The sequence below is a fragment of the Cereibacter johrii genome (assembly GCF_001720585.1).
Classification (GTDB): Bacteria; Pseudomonadota; Alphaproteobacteria; order Rhodobacterales; family Rhodobacteraceae; genus Cereibacter_A; species Cereibacter_A johrii.
This window is the reverse complement of sequence record NZ_MABH01000111.1, coordinates 1-19,519: the sequence shown is the minus strand read 5'-3', so window position 1 is coordinate 19,519 and position 19,519 is coordinate 1. Positions and strand designations below refer to the sequence as shown.

The window sequence follows — 19,519 nt, the reverse complement described above, 5'->3', positions numbered from 1 at the left end:
TGTTGTGCCCCTTCGGGGCTATCGTTGACGTCGTTGGGACGGGTGCCAGAAGGTCAGCCCTCGTTCGACCAGAGCGACCACCCCATAGAAGGCCGAGCCCGCCAGTGCTGCAACCGCTATCTCGGCCCAGACCATGTCGAGTCCGAGGCGGCCGACCTCGGCCGAGATGCGAAAGCCCATGCCGCGGATCGGGCTGCCGAAGAATTCGGCGACGATGGCCCCGATCAGGGCGAGCGTGGTGGCGATCTTCAGCCCGTTGAAGATGAAGGGCATGGCCGCGGGCAGCCGCAGCTTGAGGAGCGTCTGGGCGTAGCTCGCCGAATAGGTCTTCATCAGGTCGCGCTGCATCCGGTCGGTGGCCGCGAGCCCCTCGACCGTGTTCACGAGCACGGGGAAGAAGACCATGACCACCACGACCGCAGCCTTCGACTGCCAGTCGAAGCCGAACCACATGACGAGGATCGGCGCGATCCCCACGATGGGCAGCGCCGCCACGAAATTGCCCACCGGCAGCAGCCCCCGCTGCAGGAAGGGAGAGCGGTCGATGGCGATGGCCGTGGCCACCGCCGCCGCGCAGCCGATGAGCCAGCCCGAAAGCGCGCCCTTCACGAAGGTCTGCACGAAATCGCCCCAGAGGACGGGCAGGCTGCCCGCGATCCGCGCTCCGATGGCCGAGGGCGGCGGCAGGATCACCGTGGGCACCTGAAGCCCGCGCACCAGCAGCTCCCAGACCAGAAGCACGGTGAGCCCGAAGATCGCCGGCACCACGAGGCGCCCGATCCGGGTCTCGGAGAAGGCCGACCGCGAGATCCGCACATTCAGCACGAGCGTCACGACCCAGGTGACGAGGGCGAGGAACACGAGCGTCATCGCGCCATCCCCATCCGCCGCAGCACCCGCGTCTGGATCGCGCCCACGATCCCGACCAGCGCCGCCGCCACGATGGCGGCCGCAAACAGCGCGGACCAGATCTGGATCGTCTGCCCGTAATAGCTCCCCGACAGAAGCCGCGCCCCGAGACCCGCCACCGCGCCGGTGGGAAGCTCGCCCACGATGGCGCCGACAAGGCTCGCCGCGATCCCCACCTTCAGCGAGGCGAAGAGATAGGGCATCGAAGCCGGCAGCCGCAGCTTCCAGAAGGCCTGCGCGCGGCTCGCATTATAGGTGGACAGGAGGTCGAGCTGCATCGCATCGGGGCTGCGCAGCCCCTTCACCATGCCCACCACCACCGGGAAGAAGCTGAGATAGGCCGAGATCACCGCCTTGGGCAGAAGCCCCGAGACGCCGATCGAATTCAGCACCACGATGATCATCGGCGCGATGGCGAGGATCGGGATGGTCTGGCTCGCGATGGCCCAGGGCATGACGCTCTGGTCCATCGCGCGGTTGTGGATGATGCCGATGGCGAGCAGGATCCCGAGCCCGGTGCCGATGCCGAAGCCCAGAAGCGTCGCCGAGAGTGTGATCCAGCCGTGATAGACGAGGCTGCGCTTCGAGGTGATCTTCTGGCCGGCCACGCCCTCCCAGAGGCCCTTGGCCACCTGATGCGGCGCAGGCAGCACGGGCCGCTCCTGGCTCATGGTCCGGGGCAGGATTTGGGCGAGGCTGACCTCGGTGCCCGCCCGCGCCGCCTGATCGCGCACCCATTGCGCATTCATCGCCGCCGCCGCCCCATACCAGAGCGCCACGATCACGGCGACGACGGTGAGGACGGGAAGGATCGACCTCATGCACCGCCTCCACCCGTCAACGGGACCCGGGACTGCCCCACGGCACCCATGGGGGCAGCGGCCCGGCGGCATCCCCCGCCGGGCGCTGCCATCTGGAAAACTCGTTCATTTCCCTGACGATGCGCGGAGAACCTGAAGGCAGGTCCGAACGCCGCATCGCCCGGATCGCAGGCCTGACCCTCACTCGTCATAGGAATGCCCCGCCCTCAGGCCCTCGCGGACGCGGTGGGCGATCTCGATGAAGTCGCGGCTGTCGCGGATGTCGAGCGGGCGCTCCCGCGGCAGAGGGCTCTCGATCACATCGGTGATCCGGCCCGGGCGGGGCGACATCACCACGATCTTCGTCGAGAGATAGACCGCCTCGGGGATGGAATGGGTGACGAAGCCGATGGTCTTGCCGGTCCGCGCCCAGAGCTTCAGGAGCGCCTCGTTCAGCCGGTCGCGCACGATCTCGTCGAGCGCGCCGAAGGGCTCGTCCATCAACAGGATGTCCGCGTCGAAGGCCAAGGCCCGCGCGATCGAGGCGCGCTGCTGCATCCCCCCCGAGAGCTGCCAGGGGTATTTCTTGCCGAACCCGTCCAGCTCGACCAGCTGCAGCACGTCCCGGACACGCCGCTCCTGCTCGTCGCGGGCAAAGCCCATGATCTCGAGCGGCAGGCGGATGTTCCCCGCAATGGTGCGCCAGGGATAAAGCCCTGCGGCCTGAAACACATAGCCGTAGGCGCGGCGGCGGCGCGCCTCCTCGGGCGTCATGCCGTTCACGCGCAGCTCGCCCTCGGTCGGATGTTCGAGCGCGGCCACCGCGCGCAGGAAGGTGGTCTTGCCGCAGCCGGAGGGGCCGATGAAGGAGACGAAATCCCCCTTCATCACCCTGAGGGTCACGTCCTTCAGCGCATGGACCGGCCCATCGGCGGTGGCGAAGGTCAATCCCACGCCGCGGGCCTCGATTACCGGCCGGCCCGTCGCAAGACCTTCCGCCATCACACCCCCGTGGCCGGAATGCCGGACCGCTCGATCGCGCGCGGCGCCGTCAGCTCCTTCCAGGCCGAGAGGGCCCGGTTGACAGCCGGACGCGGCTCGCGCGCCACGAACTGCCCGTGGCCTTCCTCGGTGCGGATCTCGCCATCCGCCACCGCGACCTTGCCGCGGCTGAGCGTGAAGCGCGGCAGGCCCTTCACCTCCTTGCCCTCGAACACGTTGTAATCGATCGCCGACTGCTGCGAGCCCGCCGAGATCACCTTGGTCTTCTCCGGGTCCCAGACCACGAGATCGGCATCCGCCCCCACCAGAACCGCCCCCTTCTTCGGATAGCAGTTCAGGATCTTGGCAATATTGGTCGAGGTCACCGCCACGAATTCGTTCGGCGTGAGGCGCCCGGTATTCACCCCTTGCGTCCAGAGCATCGGCATCCGGTCCTCGAGCCCGCCGGTGCCGTTCGGGATCCTGGTGAAGTCGCCCACGCCGAAGCGCTTCTGCTCGGTGGTGAAGGCGCAATGGTCGGTCGCCACGACCGAGAGCGAGCCCGACTGCAGCCCGGCCCAGAGACTGTCCTGATGCTGCTTGTTGCGGAACGGCGGGCTCATCACCCGGCGCGCGGCATGGTCCCAGTCGGGATGGAAATATTCGCTCTCGTCCAGCGTCAGATGCTGGATCAGCGGCTCGCCCCAGACCCGCTTGCCCTGCATCCGCGCGCGCCGGATCGCCTCGTGCGCCTCTTCGCAGGAGGTATGGACGACATAGAGCGGCACCCCCGCCATGTCCGCGATCATGATCGCGCGGTTGGTGGCCTCGCCCTCGACCTGCGGCGGCCGCGAATAGGCGTGCGCCTCAGGCCCGCGGTTCCCCTCGGCCAGCAGCCGCGCCGACAGTTCGGCCACAACATCGCCGTTCTCGGCATGGACCATGGCCAGCGCGCCGAGATCGGCACAGCGACGGAAGCTCGCGAAGAGCTCGTCGTCATTCACCATCAGCGCGCCCTTGTAGGCCATGAAATGCTTGAAGGAGGTGATGCCCTGCTCCACCACCGCCTGCATCTCGTCGAAGACCTGCTCGCCCCACCAGGTGATCGCCATATGGTAGGAATAGTCGCAGTTGGCGCGCCCCGACTTGTTGTGCCACATGGCCAGCGCATCCATCAGCCCCTGTCCGGGGGCGGGCAGCGCGAAATCGACCACCATCGTCGTCCCGCCCGCCAGCGCCGCGCGGGTGCCGCTCTCGAAATCGTCCGAGGAATAGGTGCCCATGAAGGGCATCTCGAGATGGGTATGCGGATCGATCCCGCCCGGCATGACATAGCAGCCGGTCGCGTCCAGCACCTCGTCGCCCGCGAGATCGGCTCCGATCTCGGTGATGATCCCGCCCTCGATCCGCACATCGGCCCTGTAGGTGAGATCGGCCGTGACGATCGTTCCGTTCCTGATGACTGTGCTCATGATCCTCTCCTTCCGCCGCGGCCTCCGCGGACCCGGCCTGCGGGACCGGCGCCATCCCCGCCGCCCGTCCCTTCACTCTGCGCAAATATCCTCGGGGGGTCCGGGGGGGCAGACAGCCCCCCGGCCGGTCCTCAGGCCACGACGCCCGCCGTCTCGAGCACCGCGTGAAACAGCACATCCGTCCCGGCCGCGGCCCAGTCGGGCGAGATCTCCTCGGCCTCGTTGTGCGACAGCCCGCCCACGCAGGGGCACATGACCATGGTCGCGGGCGCCACGCGCGCCGCCCAGCAGGCATCGTGGCCCGCCCCCGAGATCAGGTCCATGTGGCTGAACCCCAGCCGCTCCGCCGCCGCCCGCACATTGGCCACGAGCTCCGGCGCGAAGGTCACCGGATCGAAATGGCCCACCGGCTCGACCGCGCAGCCCACGCCCAGCTCGGCGCAGATCGCCGCGGCGCGGCTCTCGATGGCCGCACGCATCCCGTCGAGCTTGGCCTGATCGGGCGAGCGGATGTCGACGGTGAAGACCACCGTCCCCGGCAGCACGTTGCGCGAATTGGGAGAGAAGGTCACCTGCCCCACGCCGCCCACGGCGCCGGGCTGGGCGGCCATCGCCACCTCCTGCACCATCTCGAAGATCCGCGCCATGGCGAGGCCCGCATTGGTGCGCATCGCCATCGGCGTCGAGCCGGTATGGGCCTCCCTGCCCGTCAGGGTGAATTCGAGCCACCAGAGGCCCTGGCAATGGGTCACCACGCCGATGGTCTTGCCCTCGGCCTCGAGGATCGGTCCCTGCTCGATATGGAGCTCGTAATAGGCGTGCATCCGGCGCGCGCCCACCTCCTCCTCGCCCTTCCAGCCGATGCGGGTCAGTTCCTCGCCGTAGCTCTTGCCTTCCAGATCGCGGCGCCCATAGGCGTAATCGAGCGAATGGACGCCCGCGAACACGCCCGAGGCCAGCATGGCGGGGGCAAAGCGCGCGCCCTCCTCGTTGGCCCAGTTCGTCACGACGATCGGATGTTTCGTGCGGATGCCGAGATCGTTCAGGCTGCGCACCACCTCGAGCGCGCCCAGCACCCCCAGCACCCCGTCATATTTCCCGCCCGTGGGCTGGGTGTCGAGGTGACTGCCGACATAGACCGGCAGCGCCTCGGGATCCTCGCCCGCGCGGGTGGCGAACATGGTGCCCATCGCATCCACGGCCATGGTGCAGCCCGCCTCCTCGCACCAGCGGGCGAACAGCGCGCGGCCCTCGGCATCGGCATCGGTCAGGGTCTGACGGTTGTTGCCGCCTGCGACGCCCGGGCCCACCTTCGCCATCTGCATCAGGCTGTCCCACAGGCGTTCGCCATCGATGCGCAGGTTCTCGCCTGCCGCCGCCGTTCCGGCCATTCCGATCTCCCTGTCCGGGGTCGCGGCAGGTTGCTCCGCCTGCGCCCCGACTCTTCTGTTGCTCTTTGTGCGACCATCCGGTCAGATCGAAGCGCACCATAACCTGACCAAGCGGTCAATAAATTTCTCGAGACGCCATGCCGGACGCAGCCCGCCCTTCCAAGCGCGAGGAACCCCGCCGCGAGACGGAACGCACCATCCTCGCGGCCGCTGAAAAAGTCTTTGCGGAAGCGGGTTTTGGCGGGGCGACCATGCAGCTCATCGCCGACATGGCGGGGCTGCCCAAGGCCAATCTGCACTATTATTTCCCGACGAAGGAGGCGCTCTACCGTCGCGTCGTGGGCGAGATCTTCGAGATCTGGCTGCAGGCCGCCGAGGCGCTCGATCAGGCACAGTGCCCGGTGGAGGGCATCGGTGCCTATATCGACGCCAAGATGGAAATCTCGCGCCGCCATCCGTTCGGCTCGAAGGTCTGGGCCTCGGAGGTGATGCACGGCGCTCCGGTGATCCAGGACTATCTGGAAACCACGCTGCGCGACTGGACCGAGGGCCGGGCGGCGGCGATCCGGCGCTGGATCGCCAACGGGCAGATGCAGCCGGTCGATCCGCATCACCTGCTCTACATGCTCTGGGCCACAACCCAGCATTATGCCGACTTCGGCCACCAGATCGAGACGTTGAACGGCGGGCGCCCGCTCTCGGACGAGGATTGGGCCGCGGCCACCCGCAGCGTCAAGGAGATCATCCTGCGCGGCGTGGGCGCCCTCTGAGCCTCCGCGGCCCGCCCGGCCACAGCCGGTGTCCTGCCCGCGACACCCAAGCAGACCGCGCCTCGCGTCACGTCCCGGCCACAGCAGGCGGTGCGGCGCGCCCTCCCGCCGCCAAAGGTTTGACCATCCGGTCAGGAACGGACTAGCATCCGGCCGAAGGAGCGCCCCATGCCGACAGATTGCCCCGGACCCCGCCGATGAGCCCGCCGCGCCGGACGCGCATCCAGAGGCGCAATTCCGAAACCATCCTCGACGCCGCGCTCGAGGTCTTCTCGGCCCAGGGCTTCCGCGGCGCCACGCTCGACCAGATCGCCGAGGTGGCGGGCCTGTCGAAACCGAACCTGCTCTATTACTTCCCCTCGAAGGAGGCCATTCATCTCGCGCTCCTGTCGCGGCTGCTCGAGACCTGGCTCGATCCGCTGAAGGCGATGAACCCGGACGGCGATCCCGTGACCGAGATCCTGCTCTATGTGCGCCGCAAGCTGGAGCTGTCGCGCGACTTCCCGCGCGAAAGCCGCCTGTTCGCCAACGAGATCCTGCAGGGCGCGCCGCGGATGCGCAGGGTGATCGAGACGGAGCTCAAGGATCTGGTGGCGGAGAAGGCCCGGATCCTCACCCGCTGGATGGAGGAGGGCCGGATCGCGCGGCTCCACCCGGTGCATCTGATCTTCTCGATCTGGGCCATGACCCAGCATTATGCCGATTTCGAGATGCAGGTGGGCACGGTGCTGGGGCCGGACGAGCCCGACCCCTATCCGGAGGCCGGGCTCTATCTCGACACCCTGTTCCGCCGCCTGCTGGCCGTCTGAGGCGGGGCGGAACGGGCTCCCCTTGCGGGGAGCCCTCCGGTCACTCGGCGGCTTCGCGCACCGAGGGGTTGTTCGGGTGACCCAGCCAGTTGGCGTAGTCTCCCACCGTCCGGCCCGTGCGCGGATCCATGGCCCCTTTCGGCAGCTCGCGCATCGTGATGCAGTCCTCCACCGGGCAGACATCGACGCAGAGGTTGCAGGCCACGCATTCCTCGTCCTTCACCGTGAAGGTGCGGTCGCTCGACATGGCGATGGCCTGATGGCTGGTGTCCTCGCAGGCGGCATAGCAGCGGCCGCACTTGATGCAGAGCTCCTGGTCGATCTGCGCCTTGGTGACATAGTTGAGGTTCAGATACTGCCAGTCCGTCACGTTCGGAACCGCCCGGCCCACCAGATCGGCGGTCGAGGCGAAGCCCTTGGCGTCCATATAGTCCGAGAGGCCCGAGATCATCTCCTGCACGACGCGGAAGCCGTAGGTCATGGCCGCGGTGCAGACCTGCACGTTGCCCGCCCCGAGCAGCATGAACTCGACTGCATCCCGCCAGGTGGTGACGCCGCCGATGCCCGAGATCGGCAGCCCGTGGGTCTCGGGGTTGCGCGCGATTTCGGCCACCATGTTCAGCGCGATGGGCTTGACCGCCGGACCGCAATAGCCGCCATGGGTGCCCTTGCCGTCGATGGTGGGCATCGGCGCGAAGCTGTCGATGTCCACGCCCGTGATCGAATTGATCGTGTTGATGAGGCTCACCGCATCGGCGCCGCCGCGCTTGGCCGCTTCGGCCGGCTTGCGGATGTCGGTCACGTTCGGCGTGAGCTTCACGATGCAGGGCATCCGGCTGTGCTGCTTCACCCAGCGCGTGACCATCTCGATATATTCGGGCACCTGCCCCACGGCCGAGCCCATGCCGCGCTCGGCCATGCCGTGCGGGCAGCCGAAGTTCAGCTCGACGCCATCGGCGCCGGTATCCTCGACATGGGCGAGGATCGCCTTCCAGCTCTCCTCGTCGCAGGGCACCATCAGCGAGACCACCAGGGCGCGGTCGGGATAGTCGCGCTTGACCGACTTGATCTCGCGCAGGTTCACCTCGAGCGGCCGGTCGGTGATGAGCTCGATGTTGTTCAGCCCGAGGAGCCGGCGGTCGGCGCCGTAGATCGCGCCGTAGCGGGGGCCGTTGACGTTGACGACGGGCGGGCCCTCGGAGCCCAGCGTCTTCCAGACGACGCCGCCCCAGCCGGCCTCGAAGGCGCGGCGGACGTTGTATTCCTTGTCGGTCGGCGGCGCCGAGGCGAGCCAGAACGGGTTCGGCGACTTGATGCCGAGAAAGTCGGAACGGAGGTTTGCCATGGGATGCTCCTCAGAAATGGGGAACGGGCCGCGGTGCGGCCTGAACGGGTGCCATGGAAGGGGCGGAAAGGGTCAGCCGCCCGTGACGAGGTTCCAGAGGTAGCCCAGGACGTCGCCGCCGATCTCGCCGGATTTCGGCGTGGCCCAGGCCCAGGCGATGCAGCCCACGATGTTGACGGCCGCAAACTTCCAGAAGGGAAGCCGCGAGACACCCGCCATTACGAAGACCACGGCGCGCAGCGGGCCGAAGAAATGCCCGATCAGCACCGCCAGCGAGCCCCAGCGCGCGAAGGCATCGGTGCCGCGCGCCACCAGCGCCCGGTGGTCGCGCAGGGGCCGCATCTCGAGCGCGCGGGCTCCGAAGCGCCAGCCGAGCCAGTAGGAGAAGAACGATCCCATGATCGCGCCGATGCTCGCGCCGATCCAGATCGGCGTGAAGTTCAGCCCGCCGGTCGAGACCAGCGCGCCCACGCCGAAGAGGATCGCCGTCGAGGGAATGAGGATCGACAGGAAGGCCGTCGTCTCGGCGGCCGCGAAGATCATCGCGATCCAGAGCGCCCAGGCGCTGTTGTCGCGGATGAAGTCCACGATCGTTTCCACGATGCCGTCCATCCGCCTCTCCGCAACTGACCGGGCGTCTGCCTAGCTCGAAGGAGGGAAGCGTGCAAGGCGCGCTCATGACGGGCAGAGCTCGGCATGGATGTCGCAGGCGGCATCCCGCCCCTGCGCGACCGCGGTCACGGTCAGGTCTTCGCCGCCCGCCGCGCAGTCGCCGCCCGCCCAGACGCCGGGAAGGCTCGTGCGGCCCGTCGCATCGACCGCGATCTTGCCGCCCTCCAGCGCGATCCCTTCGGGCACCTCGCCCAGCGTCTGGCCGATGGCCTTGAAGAGCTGGTCGGCCTTCAGCCGGAAGGTCTCGGGCAGGAGCCTGAGCCCGCCCGGGCCATCCTCGGTATAGGCGAACTCGACCTCGCGCACCGCGCCGTTGCCATGCACCTTCACCGGCGCCGCATTGCAGATCAGCCGCACGCCGCTCGCCGTGGCATGGTCCTGCTCGTGGCGCGAGGCGCTCATCTTCTCCTGCCCGCGGCGGTAGACGATGGTCACATTCTCGGCCCCGAGGAGCTTGGCCTGCACGCCCGCATCGATGGCCGTCATGCCGCCGCCGATCACCACCACGTCGCGCCCGATGGGCAGCGAGGCCAGATCCTCGGCCTGACGGAGTGCTGCGATGAAGTCCACCGCCGGATGGACATGCTCGCGATCCTCGCCCTCGGCGCGCAAGGCGTTCACCCCCGAAAGCCCCATGCCGAGGAAGACCGCGTCGAACTCGGCCCGAAGCCCCTCGAGGGTGATGTCGCGCCCGAGCGCCTGCCCGGTCTTCAGCGTGATCCCGCCGATCATCAGAAGCCAGTCGACCTCTGCCTGCGCGAAGTTGCCGGGGGTCTTGTAGCTCGCGATGCCGTATTCGTTGAGGCCGCCGGGCTTCGGCCGGGCATCGAAGATCGTGACCTCGTGGCCCAGCATGGCCAGACGGTGCGCGGCCGACAGGCCCGCAGGCCCCGCCCCCACCACGGCCACCCGCTTGCCCGTGGGCTCGGCGCGCTCGAACGGATGGACGTTGCGCGACATGAGCGTGTCGGTCGCATGGCGCTGCAGGCGCGCGATCTCGACCGGCTTGCCCTCGGCCGTCTCGCGCACGCAGACCTCCTCGCAGAGCTGCTCGGTCGGGCAGACCCGCGCGCACATGCCGCCCAGGATGTTCTGGTTGAAGATGGTGCGCGCGGCGGCTTCGGGCGTGCCCGTCGCGATCTGGCGGATGAAGAGCGGAATGTCGATCGCCGTCGGACAGGCGGTGACGCAGGGCGCGTCGTGGCAGAAGTAGCAGCGGTCCGCCGCCACCTTCGCCTCGTGGCCGTCGAGCGGCGGCTCCACATCGGAGAAGTTGCGCGCATAGGCATCCGCTGGCAGACGCCCCGGCACCACGCCGGGCGCAAGCTGGCTCATGGACAAGGTCGGGCCCTCCCTGGGCTGTTGTTTATTAGGTCAGGCTGACACGGGTGCGTTTTTTTACCAAACGATAAATAATCGGACGGGAGGCGGGCGGCGCCCCCTGCGCGGACAAGCGCCACTTTCGCCTGAAAAAGTGGCAGAGACGGATCTTCTCGCGACGAACTGGCGCTTTTCTCCACCGCGCCCTTTGCGTATAAGCCCTCCAATCCGAGCGCCGGGCCGGGCCCCGCGGCCCCTCCCCAACCGGCAGAAAAGCCAACCCGAGGACGTCATGAGCAAGAACAACACCGAGGCCGATGTCGCCTTCATCCAGGCCCTTGCCGAGCTGCTGAACAGCAACGAGCTGACGGAACTCTCGGTCAAACGGGAATATGGCGAGGACGACAGCCTCGAGGTCCGCGTGGTCAAGCAGGCCAACATCGTGACGACCCAGGTTGCGGCGCCGATGATGGCCGCCGCCCCCGCGGCGATGCCGGCCGCCGGCGGCGCCCCTGCCGCCGCCCCGGCCGCGGTCGAGGATCCCGCCCAGCATCCGGGCGCCGTCACCTCGCCGATGGTGGGCACCGCCTACATCGCCCCCGAGCCGGGCGCCTCGCCCTTCGTCACCGTGGGCGCCACCGTGACCGAGGGGCAGACGCTCCTCATCATCGAGGCGATGAAGACCATGAACCACATCCCCGCCCCGCGTGCGGGCACGGTGAAGCGGGTCCTCGTCTCGGACGGCACGGCGGTCGAGTACGGCGCGCCCCTCATGATCATCGAGTGAGGCGCCGATGTTCGAGAAGATCCTGATCGCCAACCGCGGCGAGATCGCCTTGCGCGTGATCCGCGCCTGCCAGGAGATGGGGATCAAGTCGGTCGCCGTCCATTCGACCGCGGACGCCGATGCCATGCATGTGCGCATGGCCGATGAAAGCGTCTGCATCGGCCCGGCCTCCTCGACCGACAGCTATCTCAACAAGGCCTCTATCATCTCGGCCTGCGAGATCACCGGGGCCGAGGCCGTCCATCCGGGCTACGGCTTCCTCTCCGAGAATGCGGCCTTCGCCCAGGCGCTGCAGGACCACGGGATCGAGTTCATCGGCCCCACCGCGGACCATATCCGCATCATGGGCGACAAGATCACCGCCAAGGACACGATGAAGGCCCTGGGCGTGCCCTGCGTGCCGGGATCGGACGGCGGTGTGCCGGACTACGAGGCGGCCATCGCCACGGCCAGAGCCATCGGCTTCCCGGTCATCATCAAGGCCACGGCGGGCGGCGGCGGGCGCGGCATGAAGGTCGCGCGGAACGAGCAGGAGCTCGAGATCGCCTTCCGCACCGCGCGTTCGGAAGCCAAGGCCGCCTTCGGCAACGACGAAGTCTATATGGAGAAATATCTCCAGAAGCCGCGGCACATCGAGATCCAGGTCTTCGGTGACGGCAAGGGCCGCGCGGTCCATCTGGGCGAGCGCGACTGCTCGCTGCAGCGGCGGCACCAGAAGGTGTTCGAGGAAGCCCCGGGCCCGGTCATCACCCCCGAGATGCGCGCGGAGATCGGCAAGATCTGCGCCGATGCGGTGGCGCGGATCAACTACATCGGCGCGGGCACGATCGAATTCCTGTATGAGGACGGCCAGTTCTACTTCATCGAGATGAACACCCGCCTGCAGGTCGAGCATCCGGTGACCGAGGCGATCTTCGGGGTCGATCTCGTGCGCGAGCAGATCCGGGTCGCGGCGGGCCTGCCGATGAGCTTCAACCAGGAAGCGCTGGAGATCAACGGGCACGCCATCGAGGTGCGCATCAACGCCGAGAAGCTGCCGAACTTCTCGCCCTGCCCCGGCAAGGTGCGGGTCTTCCACGCGCCGGGCGGCCTCGGGGTGCGGATGGATTCGGCGCTCTATGGCGGCTATTCCATCCCGCCCTACTACGACAGCCTGATCGGCAAGCTGATCGTGCACGGCCGCGACCGGCCCGAGGCGCTGGCCCGGCTGCACCGCGCCCTGGGCGAGCTGATCGTGGACGGGATCGACACGACGGTGCCGCTCTTCCACGCGCTTCTGGCCGAGCCCGACATCCAGAACGGCGACTACAATATCCACTGGCTGGAAAAATGGCTCGCCGCCCAGTTCGGCTGACACATCCCGCGGGCGGCGCATGAAGCCGCCCGCGCTGACGCCCCGCCTGCTCCTGCGGGCCTATGCGCTCGGCATCTTCCCGATGGCCGAATCCCGCGACGATCCCGAGATTCACTGGATCGACCCTCGGCACCGCGGCATCTTCCCGCTCGACGAATTCCACATCTCGCGCAGCCTCGCCCGCCGCATCCGCCGGATGGACTGGCGCGTGGGCGTGAACGAGGATTTCGCCGCCACCGTCGAGGCTTGCGCGGACCGCGAGGAGACCTGGATCAACCCCACCATCTTCCGCCTCTATGTCGAGCTCCATGCGCTGGGTCACGCCCATTCGCTCGAGGTGCGCGAGGGCGAGACGCTGGTGGGCGGCGTCTACGGGGTGACGCTCGGGCGGGCCTTCTTCGGCGAGAGCATGTTCTCGCGCCGCACGGATGCCTCGAAGGTGGCGCTGGCCTTCCTGATCGACCGGCTGCGGGCGGGCGGCTTCACGCTCTTCGACACGCAGTTCCTGACGCCGCACCTCGCCTCGCTGGGGGCCATCGAGATCCGGCGCTCGGAGTATCACCAGAGGCTCACCGAGGCGCTCGAGGGCAACGCGAGCTTCACGCCCGAAGGCTACTGGGCCGATCCCGCCTCGGTGGCGCAGCGCAGGAGCCAGACATCGTAGCGCGGATGGTCGAGCGCCGAGAGGGCGGGGCTCGAGGCGATCATCCAGCCGTCGAACACGGGCTCGGTCGCGCGCGAATCGCGGATCGTCAGATGGGCATAGGCATCCGAGGCCGGATCTCCGGCCGGGAAGCGGCATTCGTCGAGCTCGATGGTCAGATGGCCGCTGACGGCAGACTGGCCGCGCTGCAGTTCGACGTCGGCCGTCTCGCCCGACATCTTGTCGAGCCAGCGCAGCAGGGCGCCGGTTCCTTCCCCGGTGCGCTGGTCCTGCGCCCAGGCGGGCGCCGCCAGAAGCAGCAGCACCGCCAGAAGCCTCATTCGCCGGACCCTTTCATCGTGTCCTCGGCACCCGAGCCCACGAATTTCATCAGCAGCGAGATCAGGCTGACGGAGCCCTGGGTGTCCTCGATCTCCTCACCCGCGGCGAGGGTCTCGAGCGCGCCGCCGGGCACCAGCTCGACATAGTTGCCGCCCAGAAGCCCCTCGGACGAGATGAGGATCGCGGAATCGGTGGGCAGCTCGATGCCCTGCTTCACCGAGATGGTGGCGTCGGCGAAGTAGGTCTGCGGATTGAGCGCCAGCCCCGTGACGGAGCCCACCTTCACGCCGGCGAGCCGCACGTCCGTGCCCACGGAGATGCCGTCGACCGACCGGAAGCTGGCCTTCAGCGGATAGGAGCCGCTGTCGCGCGTGATGCCGGCCACCTGCCCTGCATAGACGACGAAGCCGATGGCGGCCGCCAGCACGGCGGCGCCGGCGAGGAGTTCGGACCGGTTCTCAGCCATTATTCGGGCTGCCACGCCTCGTAGTCACGCCGGGCCACGGGCTCGGTGCGACGGATCGATCCGGGAGGGGCATAGGCGGCCGAAGTCCCCGTGAGGTTCTCCACATGGGGCTTCTCCCAGGGCTTGTGGGCGAGCGGCTTCGAGGTCGGCGGCTCGTCCCAGGTGTTGTGGAGCCAGCCGTGCCAGTCGGCCCCGATCCGGCTCGCCTCGATCTCGCCGTTGTAGATCACCCAGCGCCGCTTGCCATCCTTCGAGGTGTAGAAGAGATTGCCCTGCTCGTCCTCGCCGACCTTCACGCCGTTGCGCCAGGTGAAGAGCTGGGTGCCGAGCGACTGGCCGGTCCACCAGGTGATCGCACGCTTGAGAATGGACATCCGCGAGCCTCCGAAAGCTGTTGCCCCGATATGGCAAATGCCGCCGCCGAGGTCCAGCGGGAACGGCAGAAAAGAAGAAGGCGGGCGCCCGGCCCGCCTTCACATCCACGCGCGGAGGCGGCCGTCAGCTGGCGGTCGCGTCCTTCTTCTTCGTCACCTCGGTGTAGATCAGGAGCGGCTTGGCCCCGGAATTCACCGCTTCCTCGTTCACCACGACCTCTTCCACGCCCTCGAGGCCCGGAAGCTCGAACATCGTGTCGAGCAGGATGTCTTCCATGATCGAGCGAAGACCGCGGGCCCCCGTCTTGCGCTTGATCGCGCGCTTGGCGATCGCGGTCAGCGCATCGGCGGTGAAGGTGAGCTTCACGCCCTCGATCTCGAACAGCCGCTGGTACTGCTTGACGAGCGCATTCTTCGGCTCGGTCAGGATGGTGACCAGCGCCGCCTCGTCGAGGTCGGTCAGCGTCGCGATGACCGGCAGACGGCCCACGAACTCGGGGATCAGGCCGAACTTCAGCAGATCCTCGGGCTCGAGCTCCTTGAAGAGTTCGCCCACGCCGCGGGCATCCGGATCCTTGACCTCGGCGCCGAAGCCGATGCCCGAGCCCTTGCCGCGCTGCGCGATGATCTTCTCGAGCCCCGCAGAGGCGCCGCCGCAGATGAACAGGATGTTCGTCGTGTCCACCTGCAGGAATTCCTGCTGCGGATGCTTGCGGCCGCCCTGCGGGGGAACGCTCGCCACGGTGCCTTCCATGATCTTCAGGAGCGCCTGCTGCACCCCCTCGCCCGACACGTCGCGCGTGATCGAGGGATTGTCCGACTTGCGGGTGATCTTGTCGACCTCGTCGATATAGACGATGCCGCGCTGCGCCCGCTCGACATTGTATTCCGAGGCCTGCAGCAGCTTCAGGATGATGTTCTCGACATCCTCGCCGACATAGCCGGCTTCGGTCAGCGTGGTCGCATCCGCCATGGTGAACGGCACGTCGAGGATGCGGGCCAGCGTCTGCGCGAGCAGCGTCTTGCCGCAGCCCGTGGGCCCGATCAGCAGGATGTTCGACTTCGAGAGCTCGATGTCGGTCTTGGAGCTGTGATTGAGCCGCTTGTAGTGATTGTGGACCGCAACCGACAGCACGCGCTTGGCATGCATCTGCCCGATGACGTAATCATCAAGCACCTTGCAGATCTCGCGCGGGGTCGGAACGCCGTCAGCCGACTTGAGGCCGGTCGATTTCGTCTCTTCGCGGATGATGTCCATGCAGAGCTCGACGCACTCATCGCAGATGAACACGGTCGGCCCTGCGATCAGCTTGCGCACCTCATGCTGGCTCTTGCCGCAGAAAGAGCAGTAGAGAGTGTTCTTGCTGTCGCTGCCAGTATTGTTCGCCATCGTCGTCCTCTGCCGTGCGGCTTGGGGCCTGCCCTGCCGGCTTGAAGCGAAAGTCTAGGACAAGCCCCGGACCTTCACAACGCCAAATCGCCCTCCGCCGGTGCACCCGGCGGAGGGTCGTTCGTCACTTCGTCGTGTCGTCCGGCCGGTTGCGGCTCTCGAGGATTTCGTCGATCAGGCCCCAGGCCTTGGCATCCTCGGCCGACATGAAATTGTCCCGCTCGAGAGCGGCTTCCACGGTTTCGAGGTCCTGCCCGGTGTGCCGGACGTAGATCTCGTTCAGCCGGCGCTTGAGCTTTTCCGTCTCGCGCGCGTGAATCATGATGTCGGTGGCCTGGCCCTGGTAGCCGCCCGAGGGCTGGTGGACCATGACGCGGCTGTTCGGAAGCGAGAAGCGCATCCCCTTTTCGCCCGCGGTCAGCAGGAGCGAGCCCATCGAGGCCGCCTGCCCGATAACCAGCGTCGAGACCTTCGGCCGGATGTACTGCATCGTGTCGTAGATCGACAGGCCCGAGGTCACAACGCCGCCGGGCGAGTTGATGTACATCGCGATTTCCTTCGAGGGGTTCTCGGCCTCGAGGAACAGCAGCTGCGCGCAGATCAGCGACGACATGCCGTCGTGCACCGGCCCAGAGAGGAAGATGATCCGCTCCTTCAGCATCCGGCTGTAGATGTCATAGGCCCGTTCGCCCCGGCTGGTCTGTTCGACCACCATCGGCACGAGCGTGTTCATGTAGAGATCGATAGGGTCTTTCATGTGCGCCTGCTGTCCCGTGACGTTTGCAAGGATTATCGTCCAGCTGTTACCCGAGTCTTAGTGGCGAGCCCCCGCCCCCGCAAGGGCGGCGGAAAAAATGGCCGGGCCGCCGTTCCTCTCCCTTGAAGCGGAGGAAGCTCGGGCCATGATGTGCCGGGACAGGCGGTCAGTCGCGAAAGAGCCTGCGGGCGAGCAGGACGCGGCTCGCAGCGGTCACGAAGCAGAGGGCGCCGAAAATCCAGGCGGCAGGCGCGAAAAGCCCCGGAAAGAGGCAGAGGAAGAGGAAGAACAGGATCGTCTCGCTGCCTTCCAGAAGCCCCGCCGTGAAGTAGAGCGACTTCTCGCCGCGGGCCTTCGTCTCCATCCCGCGCTTCGCGGCCAGCACGGCAAAGCCCAGAAAGCTCGCCCCGTTCACATAGAAGGAGGCGAGCAGGAAGGCGCCGGCCGCCCCGGCCTCGGGCCCGCGCAGCACGAAGGCGAGCGGGAAGGCCGCGTAGAACAGGAAATCGCATGTGATGTCGAGATAGCCGCCGAAGTCGGTCTTGCGCCCCGCCCGCGCGATGGCACCGTCGAGCCCGTCGGCGATCCGGCCCGCGAGAAGCGGCAGGATCGCCCAGAGGGTCGGCGCTCCGGCCGCCACCAGCCCCGCCGCGAGAAGCCCGAGCGCAAGGCCCGCCAGCGTCACGGCATCCGCGCTCCAGCCCCGGCGGGCGAGGATGCGCCCCGCACGGTCGAGCGGCGGGGCGATCAGGCGTCGCATCAGACCGTCGAGCATGGCACCTCCTGTCCGCCCTCTGTGGCCGAAGCGGCAGGCCCGTGCAACGGGGGCGATTGCGGCGGCCCCGCGCCTCACGCTAAGCCGGGGGCGAGCCACAAGAGGGAGAGCGGGATGTTCGGACGGATCATGGGAGCGGCACTCGCCTGCCTCGCGGCGCTGACGCCCGCGGCAGAGGCCGAGACGGGGTGGGAGGCGGTGCTGGCCGAGGCGGACGGCCAGACCGTCTACTGGCACGCCTGGGGCGGCGATCCGAAGATCAACGCCTTCATCGCCTGGGTGGGCGAGCAGGCCCACGCCCGCCACGGTGTCACGCTCGAGCAGGTGAAGCTCGCCGACACGACCGAGGCCGTGGCGCGCGTGCTGGCCGAGAAGCAGGCCGGCCGCACCGAGGGCGGGGCGGTCGATCTCATCTGGATCAACGGCGAGAATTTCGCGGCGATGAAGGCGCAGGGCCTGCTGTCCGAGCCCTTCGCCGAGAGCCTGCCGAACTGGACCCATGTCGATGTGGCAGGCAAGCCCGCCGTCGTCACCGACTTCACCGAACCCACGGGCGGGCTCGAAAGCCCCTGGGCCATGGCGCAGCTCGTGTTCGAGCATGACAGCGCGGCGCTGCCCGCGCCGCCCCGGACGCTCGCCCAGCTCCTTGCCTGGATCGAGGTCAATCCCGGCCGCTTCACCTTCCCGCAGCCGCCGGACTATCTGGGAACCACCTTCCTCAAGCAGGTGCTCTATGGCGTGATCGAGGATCCCGCGCTCCTCCAGAAGCCGGTCGATCCCGCCACCTACGAGACCGTCACCGCGCCCCTCTGGACCTGGCTCGATCGGGCCGAGCCCTATCTCTGGCGCGACGGACGCGCCTATCCGGCCAATGAGCCCGCGCTCGGCCAGCTCTTCGCCGACGGCGAGATCGCCATCTCCTTCGCCTTCAACCCCGGCCGCGCCTCGGCCGCCATCGCGGCGGGCGAGCTGCCGCAAACGGTGCGCACCTTCACCCTCGAGGGCGGCACCATCGGCAATGCGAGCTTCGTGGCGATCCCCTTCAACGCGGCCCATGCCGCGGGGGCGAAGGTGATCGCGAACCTGCTGCTCGATCCGCAGGTGCAGGCGCGCGCGCAGGATCCCGCGGTGCTGGGCTTTCAGACCGTGCTCGATGTGGAAGCCCTGCCCGAGCCGGACCGCGCGCGCTTTGCAGCCCTCGATCTCGGCCCCGCCACGCTTGCCCCCGACGCGCTGGGTCCGGCCCTCCTCGAGCCGCACGCGAGCTGGATGGAGCGCATCGCCGAGGATTGGGTCCGCCGTTACGGGACCGCGCAGTGAGCCAGCGCGCGGGCGGGCTTCTCCGGCAGGCGCCGCGGATCACGCTCGCGCTGATGCTGGCGCCGGTGGCGGCGGGGCTTGCCGGCACGATCGCGCCCGCCTTCAATCTTGAGGGCGGTCCCGATCTCGAGGCCTTCCGCGCGCTTGCCGCCTGGCCCGGGCTCGGCGCCTCGGTGCGGCTCTCGCTCGTCACGGGCTGCCTCGCGACGGCGCTCGCCCTTGCGCTGACGCTCCTGATCCTCGCGCTCCTGCCCGGCGGCCGGCTGTTCGAGGCGCTCCTGCGCCTCCTCTCGCCGCTCCTCGCGGTGCCCCATGCGGCCGTGGCGCTGGGGCTCGCCTTCCTCATCGCGCCGTCGGGCTGGATCGCCCGCGCTCTTTCGCCCTGGGCCACGGGCTGGCAGTCGCCGCCGGATCTGCTCACGCTGAACGATCCGGCCGGGCTTGCGCTCATCGCGGGCCTTGTCGCCAAGGAGGTGCCCTTTCTCCTCCTCATGTCGCTCGCGGCCCTGCCCCAGACCGATGCCGCGCGACGCACGATGCTGGCGGAGTCCCTGGGCTACGGGCGCGCCGCGGGCTGGGTCTTCGGCGTCCTGCCCGCGCTCTATGCCCAGATCCGGCTGCCCTGCTATGCGGTGCTGGCCTATTCCATGACGGCCGTCGAGATGGCGATGATCCTCGGCCCGACCCGGCCGCCGACGCTCGCCGTGCAGATCGCGCTCTGGATGGCGGATCCCGCGCTGGCCGAACACGCCCGCGCTGCAGCCGCGGCGCTCTTGCAGCTCGCGCTGGTCCTCGGCGCGCTCGGCCTCTGGCGCTGCGGCGAGCTCCAGGGGCGGAGGCTC

At 68.2% G+C, this 19,519-nt stretch carries 21 protein-coding genes; 7 read left to right on the top strand and 14 right to left on the bottom strand.

Features of this window, described 5'->3' with window-relative positions; all coding sequences use genetic code 11:
* Nucleotides 1-18 precede the first annotated feature (18 nt).
* From A9O63_RS08145 to A9O63_RS08125, 5 genes are all read right to left on the bottom strand, one after another.
* Nucleotides 19-870, bottom strand: a complete 852-nt coding sequence (locus A9O63_RS08145) for an ABC transporter permease (RefSeq protein ID WP_069331479.1) — start codon at nucleotides 868-870, stop codon at nucleotides 19-21.
* Nucleotides 867-1,730, bottom strand: a complete 864-nt coding sequence (locus tag A9O63_RS08140) for an ABC transporter permease (RefSeq protein WP_069331478.1) — start codon at nucleotides 1,728-1,730, stop codon at nucleotides 867-869. Before A9O63_RS08140 ends, A9O63_RS08145 begins: the two co-directional genes overlap by 4 nt.
* A 180-nt stretch (nucleotides 1,731-1,910) precedes the next feature.
* Complete coding sequence (locus tag A9O63_RS08135) at nucleotides 1,911-2,711, bottom strand: ABC transporter ATP-binding protein (protein WP_069331477.1); 801 nt, start codon at nucleotides 2,709-2,711, stop codon at nucleotides 1,911-1,913.
* Nucleotides 2,711-4,162, bottom strand: coding sequence for a dihydropyrimidinase (gene hydA / locus A9O63_RS08130; protein WP_069331476.1), 1,452 nt, complete (start codon nucleotides 4,160-4,162; stop codon nucleotides 2,711-2,713). The genes A9O63_RS08135 and hydA overlap by 1 nt, the downstream gene beginning before the upstream one ends.
* Nucleotides 4,163-4,293: 131 nt before the next feature.
* Nucleotides 4,294-5,553 carry a Zn-dependent hydrolase gene (locus A9O63_RS08125; protein WP_069331475.1) on the bottom strand — a complete coding sequence of 420 codons (1,260 nt, stop codon included), beginning with the start codon at nucleotides 5,551-5,553 and terminating at the stop codon, nucleotides 4,294-4,296.
* A gap of 137 nt (nucleotides 5,554-5,690) precedes the next feature.
* Between A9O63_RS08125 and A9O63_RS08120 the strand changes: the two genes are divergently transcribed.
* Together A9O63_RS08120 and A9O63_RS08115 are read left to right on the top strand one after the other, a co-directional pair.
* A complete protein-coding gene (locus A9O63_RS08120; protein ID WP_069331474.1) occupies nucleotides 5,691-6,323 on the top strand; it encodes a TetR/AcrR family transcriptional regulator in 633 nt (210 codons plus the stop codon).
* Nucleotides 6,324-6,520: 197 nt separating this feature from the next.
* Complete coding sequence (locus A9O63_RS08115) at nucleotides 6,521-7,132, top strand: TetR family transcriptional regulator C-terminal domain-containing protein (protein ID WP_002720331.1); 612 nt, start codon at nucleotides 6,521-6,523, stop codon at nucleotides 7,130-7,132.
* A 40-nt stretch (nucleotides 7,133-7,172) separates the two neighbouring features.
* Here A9O63_RS08115 and preA read toward each other — a convergent pair whose 3' ends face one another.
* The 3 genes from preA to A9O63_RS08100 form a co-directional block, all read right to left on the bottom strand.
* Nucleotides 7,173-8,477 carry an NAD-dependent dihydropyrimidine dehydrogenase subunit PreA gene (preA, locus tag A9O63_RS08110; protein WP_069331473.1) on the bottom strand — a complete coding sequence of 435 codons (1,305 nt, stop codon included), beginning with the start codon at nucleotides 8,475-8,477 and terminating at the stop codon, nucleotides 7,173-7,175.
* 72 nt (nucleotides 8,478-8,549) lie between these two features.
* Nucleotides 8,550-9,089 carry a DedA family protein gene (locus A9O63_RS08105; RefSeq protein WP_069331472.1) on the bottom strand — a complete coding sequence of 180 codons (540 nt, stop codon included), beginning with the start codon at nucleotides 9,087-9,089 and terminating at the stop codon, nucleotides 8,550-8,552.
* Nucleotides 9,090-9,152: 63 nt separating this feature from the next.
* Complete coding sequence (locus tag A9O63_RS08100) at nucleotides 9,153-10,484, bottom strand: NAD(P)-dependent oxidoreductase (protein WP_069331471.1); 1,332 nt, start codon at nucleotides 10,482-10,484, stop codon at nucleotides 9,153-9,155.
* 277 nt (nucleotides 10,485-10,761) lie between these two features.
* On the opposite strand from A9O63_RS08100, the gene accB reads away from it, so the two are divergent.
* The 3 genes from accB to aat are packed head-to-tail and all read left to right on the top strand — an operon-like array spanning nucleotide 10,762 to nucleotide 13,274.
* Nucleotides 10,762-11,256: an acetyl-CoA carboxylase biotin carboxyl carrier protein gene (accB, locus tag A9O63_RS08095; RefSeq protein ID WP_069331470.1), complete on the top strand. Its 495-nt coding sequence runs from the start codon at nucleotides 10,762-10,764 to the stop codon at nucleotides 11,254-11,256.
* Nucleotides 11,257-11,263: 7 nt separating this feature from the next.
* Nucleotides 11,264-12,610, top strand: a complete 1,347-nt coding sequence (gene accC, locus A9O63_RS08090; protein ID WP_069331469.1) for an acetyl-CoA carboxylase biotin carboxylase subunit — start codon at nucleotides 11,264-11,266, stop codon at nucleotides 12,608-12,610.
* Nucleotides 12,611-12,629: 19 nt separating this feature from the next.
* On the top strand, nucleotides 12,630-13,274 hold the full coding sequence (aat, locus tag A9O63_RS08085; protein ID WP_069331468.1) for a leucyl/phenylalanyl-tRNA--protein transferase: 645 nt from the start codon (nucleotides 12,630-12,632) through the stop codon (nucleotides 13,272-13,274).
* Here aat and A9O63_RS08080 read toward each other — a convergent pair.
* The 6 genes from A9O63_RS08080 to A9O63_RS08055 form a co-directional block, all read right to left on the bottom strand.
* Entirely contained in the window at nucleotides 13,223-13,594 is a 372-nt protein-coding gene (locus A9O63_RS08080; RefSeq protein WP_069331467.1) for a DUF2155 domain-containing protein, read from the bottom strand. The genes aat and A9O63_RS08080 overlap by 52 nt on opposite strands.
* On the bottom strand, nucleotides 13,591-14,061 hold the full coding sequence (gene mlaD, locus A9O63_RS08075) for an outer membrane lipid asymmetry maintenance protein MlaD (protein WP_069331466.1): 471 nt from the start codon (nucleotides 14,059-14,061) through the stop codon (nucleotides 13,591-13,593). The genes A9O63_RS08080 and mlaD overlap by 4 nt, the downstream gene beginning before the upstream one ends.
* Nucleotides 14,061-14,435, bottom strand: a complete 375-nt coding sequence (locus A9O63_RS08070; protein WP_069331465.1) for an NADH:ubiquinone oxidoreductase subunit NDUFA12 — start codon at nucleotides 14,433-14,435, stop codon at nucleotides 14,061-14,063. Before A9O63_RS08070 ends, mlaD begins: the two co-directional genes overlap by 1 nt.
* Before the next feature lie 124 nt (nucleotides 14,436-14,559).
* Complete coding sequence (gene clpX / locus A9O63_RS08065; protein ID WP_069331464.1) at nucleotides 14,560-15,825, bottom strand: ATP-dependent Clp protease ATP-binding subunit ClpX; 1,266 nt, start codon at nucleotides 15,823-15,825, stop codon at nucleotides 14,560-14,562.
* 124 nt (nucleotides 15,826-15,949) lie between these two features.
* Entirely contained in the window at nucleotides 15,950-16,582 is a 633-nt protein-coding gene (locus A9O63_RS08060) for an ATP-dependent Clp protease proteolytic subunit (protein WP_069331463.1), read from the bottom strand.
* Nucleotides 16,583-16,748: 166 nt separating this feature from the next.
* Nucleotides 16,749-17,357 carry a CDP-alcohol phosphatidyltransferase family protein gene (locus A9O63_RS08055; protein ID WP_069331462.1) on the bottom strand — a complete coding sequence of 203 codons (609 nt, stop codon included), beginning with the start codon at nucleotides 17,355-17,357 and terminating at the stop codon, nucleotides 16,749-16,751.
* A 114-nt stretch (nucleotides 17,358-17,471) separates the two neighbouring features.
* Between A9O63_RS08055 and A9O63_RS08050 the strand changes: the two genes are divergently transcribed.
* Together A9O63_RS08050 and A9O63_RS08045 are read left to right on the top strand one after the other, a co-directional pair.
* The gene (locus A9O63_RS08050; protein ID WP_069331461.1) at nucleotides 17,472-18,677 is read left to right on the top strand and encodes an ABC transporter substrate-binding protein; all 1,206 of its coding nucleotides are present in this window, start codon (nucleotides 17,472-17,474) and stop codon (nucleotides 18,675-18,677) included.
* Nucleotides 18,674-19,519 (top strand): ABC transporter permease family protein (locus tag A9O63_RS08045; protein ID WP_459561997.1); only part of this gene is annotated, 846 nt, incomplete at its 3' end. The genes A9O63_RS08050 and A9O63_RS08045, both read left to right, overlap by 4 nt.

Excerpts from the sequence above, each read along its gene's own strand:
- preA (WP_069331473.1), bottom strand. The coding sequence starts at position 8,477 with ATGGCAAACCTCCGTTCCGACTTTCTCGGCATCAAGTCGCCGAACCCG.
- A9O63_RS08100 (WP_069331471.1), bottom strand. The coding sequence starts at position 10,484 with ATGAGCCAGCTTGCGCCCGGCGTGGTGCCGGGGCGTCTGCCAGCGGAT.
- A9O63_RS08060 (WP_069331463.1), bottom strand. The coding sequence starts at position 16,582 with ATGAAAGACCCTATCGATCTCTACATGAACACGCTCGTGCCGATGGTG.
- aat (WP_069331468.1), top strand. The coding sequence starts at position 12,630 with ATGAAGCCGCCCGCGCTGACGCCCCGCCTGCTCCTGCGGGCCTATGCG.
- A9O63_RS08080 (WP_069331467.1), bottom strand. The coding sequence starts at position 13,594 with ATGAGGCTTCTGGCGGTGCTGCTGCTTCTGGCGGCGCCCGCCTGGGCG.
- accB (WP_069331470.1), top strand. The coding sequence starts at position 10,762 with ATGAGCAAGAACAACACCGAGGCCGATGTCGCCTTCATCCAGGCCCTT.
- A9O63_RS08105 (WP_069331472.1), bottom strand. The coding sequence starts at position 9,089 with ATGGACGGCATCGTGGAAACGATCGTGGACTTCATCCGCGACAACAGC.
- A9O63_RS08115 (WP_002720331.1), top strand. The coding sequence starts at position 6,521 with ATGAGCCCGCCGCGCCGGACGCGCATCCAGAGGCGCAATTCCGAAACC.
- A9O63_RS08135 (WP_069331477.1), bottom strand. The coding sequence starts at position 2,711 with ATGGCGGAAGGTCTTGCGACGGGCCGGCCGGTAATCGAGGCCCGCGGC.
- A9O63_RS08120 (WP_069331474.1), top strand. The coding sequence starts at position 5,691 with ATGCCGGACGCAGCCCGCCCTTCCAAGCGCGAGGAACCCCGCCGCGAG.
- A9O63_RS08145 (WP_069331479.1), bottom strand. The coding sequence starts at position 870 with ATGACGCTCGTGTTCCTCGCCCTCGTCACCTGGGTCGTGACGCTCGTG.
- A9O63_RS08050 (WP_069331461.1), top strand. The coding sequence starts at position 17,472 with ATGTTCGGACGGATCATGGGAGCGGCACTCGCCTGCCTCGCGGCGCTG.
- hydA (WP_069331476.1), bottom strand. The coding sequence starts at position 4,162 with ATGAGCACAGTCATCAGGAACGGAACGATCGTCACGGCCGATCTCACC.
- clpX (WP_069331464.1), bottom strand. The coding sequence starts at position 15,825 with ATGGCGAACAATACTGGCAGCGACAGCAAGAACACTCTCTACTGCTCT.
- A9O63_RS08125 (WP_069331475.1), bottom strand. The coding sequence starts at position 5,553 with ATGGCCGGAACGGCGGCGGCAGGCGAGAACCTGCGCATCGATGGCGAA.
- A9O63_RS08055 (WP_069331462.1), bottom strand. The coding sequence starts at position 17,357 with ATGCTCGACGGTCTGATGCGACGCCTGATCGCCCCGCCGCTCGACCGT.
- A9O63_RS08070 (WP_069331465.1), bottom strand. The coding sequence starts at position 14,435 with ATGTCCATTCTCAAGCGTGCGATCACCTGGTGGACCGGCCAGTCGCTC.
- accC (WP_069331469.1), top strand. The coding sequence starts at position 11,264 with ATGTTCGAGAAGATCCTGATCGCCAACCGCGGCGAGATCGCCTTGCGC.
- A9O63_RS08140 (WP_069331478.1), bottom strand. The coding sequence starts at position 1,730 with ATGAGGTCGATCCTTCCCGTCCTCACCGTCGTCGCCGTGATCGTGGCG.
- mlaD (WP_069331466.1), bottom strand. The coding sequence starts at position 14,061 with ATGGCTGAGAACCGGTCCGAACTCCTCGCCGGCGCCGCCGTGCTGGCG.